Source organism: Lentilactobacillus sp. (assembly GCF_040773105.1).
Taxonomy (GTDB): domain Bacteria; phylum Bacillota; class Bacilli; order Lactobacillales; family Lactobacillaceae; genus Lentilactobacillus; species Lentilactobacillus parabuchneri.
The window spans coordinates 1-2769 of sequence record NZ_JAXGWW010000262.1 but is presented as its reverse complement, the minus strand read 5'-3'; the positions used below and the strand labels follow the sequence as shown (position 1 = coordinate 2769).

The window sequence follows — 2769 nt, the reverse complement described above, 5'->3', positions numbered from 1 at the left end:
GCACCCCACAGTCTTGTGGCACCATGTAGTTGGTGACAGGTAGCCCATCAACTTTATATTCGCCTGGAATCCCTCCGGCCATTCGATCGGGATAGGTTTCTCCCGAAAGACCGGCGTACTCATAACCAGTGGCTGCAGTCGGCATGACAAACCGCATCCCAAACACCGGCAAATCAGGCAGTTGATCATTTCCAGTATAGTGAGCGTGAATGGTGATTTCACCATTCGAAGACACCACATAACTGACATCCACAGTCGTGCTTGGAATTGTCAGGGTCTGATAGTGATAAATCACTTCGACCTGGTCGGCAAATTCGTGATTAGAGTAGTTATTATTGAGCGGTGCACTTGGAAAATCAATCAGTTTATCGTTGATTTTAATATCGACCTTGTCAGCGTTGGCAAACATATCGGCGCCATACCACTGAACCGATTTCTTCGAAAAGCCATTACCCCGGTCATTATCGGTGGTTGCCCGCCAAAAAGTCGGCTTGGACTCACGATACAGCCATTCATGGCCGTTGACGACCATCGATTCCATTCCACCTCTTGTATAGTTAAAGATATAGTGGAACTGATCGCCACCAACGCCGATGCCGCCATCGCCATAAATCACGTGTAATTGTTTAGATGTGTTGACCATAGTAATATTTCACCTCCTGCATTGCTGGCTTTTCCGTCCGATCTGCAAACATCAGCCCGTCACCGGAAAATTCGTAGTCGGACATTCGATCATCATAGTCGCCGCCATAACGAAGGACCTTTTTGCCGGTGATTTCATCATTAACTTGAATTCCCTGATCGATAAAGTCCCAAATAAAGCCGCCTGCATACATTGGATACTGATCGATTAAATCAATGTATGACTTCATGCCACCCAGTGAATTACCCATGTCATGCATGTACTCACAGAGTAAAAATGGTTTCTTGGGATCATGGTCCAAATAGTCTTTGATTTCATCCGGCGAAGCATACATCCGACTTTCGACATCAGAAATCACGTCTTCATATTTGCGGTTTTGAACGACGCCTTCATAATGAACCAAACGAGTTGAATCCACGCTCTTGTAATAGTCTTGCATGGCTTGAATATCGTCGCCTGCGTATGACTCGTTTCCTAAAGACCAGAATAAAATACTGGCGTGGTTTTTGAGCATTTCATAATTGTTGCGGGCACGATCGACCACGGCTGCTTTCCACTGCGGAACCGAACCAGGAACGTTATACGAAGGCTCAACGGCTCCAAGCTTTTGCCAGGTTCCGTGAGACTCCAAATTATTTTCGGCCATCACGTAAATCCCATTCATATCGCATAAGTGATACCACAACGTGTGATCAGGGTAATGACAGGTTCGAACAGCATTAATGTTGTTCTTCTTAAAGGTCCGAATATCTTCCTTCATATCCTCAACTGAAACCACCCGACCAGAATCACAGTCCCACTCGTGGCGGTTAACGCCGTTAATAATCAAGCGTTTGCCGTTAAATAAAATGACTTTATCTTTAATTTCAATCTTTCTAAAGCCAAATTTGTATGGGACAATTTCCAAGACATTGCCGTTTTGATCATCAATTTCAATCGTTAACTGGTACAGGTATGGATCGTGGTTGTCCCAAAGATGAATATTTTTAAATGAAATATCCTTGAGTGAAATCGACTTTTCAACGGGTTGGGTTTCAGTATAAAGTTTCTTGCCACCTTGATCTGTCACTTGAACTTTTGCGATCGCACCAGACTTATTAACCGTCATTTTACTCTCAACATTGAGCGTTCCGTCATGGAAGTCATCTGAAACAGTCGGCTTAATTGATAAGTCCTCAATGTGTGCTTCAGGCTGCGCAATCAGCGAAACATCCCTGAAAATGCCAAAGAATCGAAACATGTCCTGATCTTCAATAAACGCTGCCGTACTCAACTTAAAGACCTCGACAGCCAAGACATTTTCACCGTCTTGAAGATATGGCGTTAAATCAAATTCCGATGGGGTAAAACTGTCTTCGGCATACCCCAGAAAATGTCCGTTTAACCAGACATACATCGCCTTTTCAACGCCATCAAAGTGAACCCGGACCTTCTTATCTTTGAACGCTGGGTTCAACATAAATTTCTTGAGGTATTGGCCAACCGGATTATCAACTGCTTGACTGAATTGACCTTCCTGTTTGTCATTTTGATTCAGTGCGTAAGCGGGGCGGCGGTAGACTTTGCCCTCCCAAGGATACATTGTATTGATGTAGTGGAACTTGTCATAGCCCGCAAATTCAATGTGTTCCGGTACTTTAATGTGATCAAAATCGCGACTGTCAAAGTCAGCTTTGTAAAAGTCAGGGATCCGGTGCATGGGATCCTTTGCGAACGCAAACTGCCACTGACCATTCAAACTTTGCACGAAACTGCTGGCATCATTTCTAACCTCGTCATCTGATTGGTAAAAATGATGATCACTGTGCGCTGGAATCATCCCAACCCGAAACGTTTCCGGATCGTCTAACCATTTAATGTCTGGTTCCATGAATTTCTCACACTCCTATTCTTCAATCTAAACACTAATTATAATGTAAGCGCTTTATTATATTTTGTCAATAAACCTTTTAATTTTCAGTTAAACATTTAATTTGTTTTACTAAATATCATTAAATATCGTTGCCCGGATGCAAAAAAGAGAATTGGAAATAATCCAATTCTCACCATTCATCTGATTATTTAATTGGCGTTAAATACATACTGCGTAATTGCATCTGCAATTGGTGGCTAATCTGTAGTCCTTG

2 protein-coding genes are annotated in these 2769 nt (G+C 42.9%); both read right to left on the bottom strand.

Annotated features, from left to right (window positions below; genetic code table 11):
- Positions 1–643: beta-galactosidase small subunit (locus AB3112_RS10430; RefSeq protein WP_367334451.1), on the bottom strand; the 643-nt coding region annotated here is incomplete at its 3' end.
- Complete coding sequence (locus AB3112_RS10425; RefSeq protein ID WP_367334450.1) at positions 627–2513, bottom strand: glycoside hydrolase family 2 TIM barrel-domain containing protein; 1887 nt, start codon at positions 2511–2513, stop codon at positions 627–629. The genes AB3112_RS10425 and AB3112_RS10430, both read right to left, overlap by 17 nt.
- Positions 2514–2769: the final 256 nt, after the last annotated feature.

Coding starts and splice junctions, on each gene's coding strand:
- AB3112_RS10425 (WP_367334450.1), bottom strand. CDS start 2,513: ATGGAACCAGACATTAAATGGTTAGACGATCCGGAAACGTTTCGGGTT.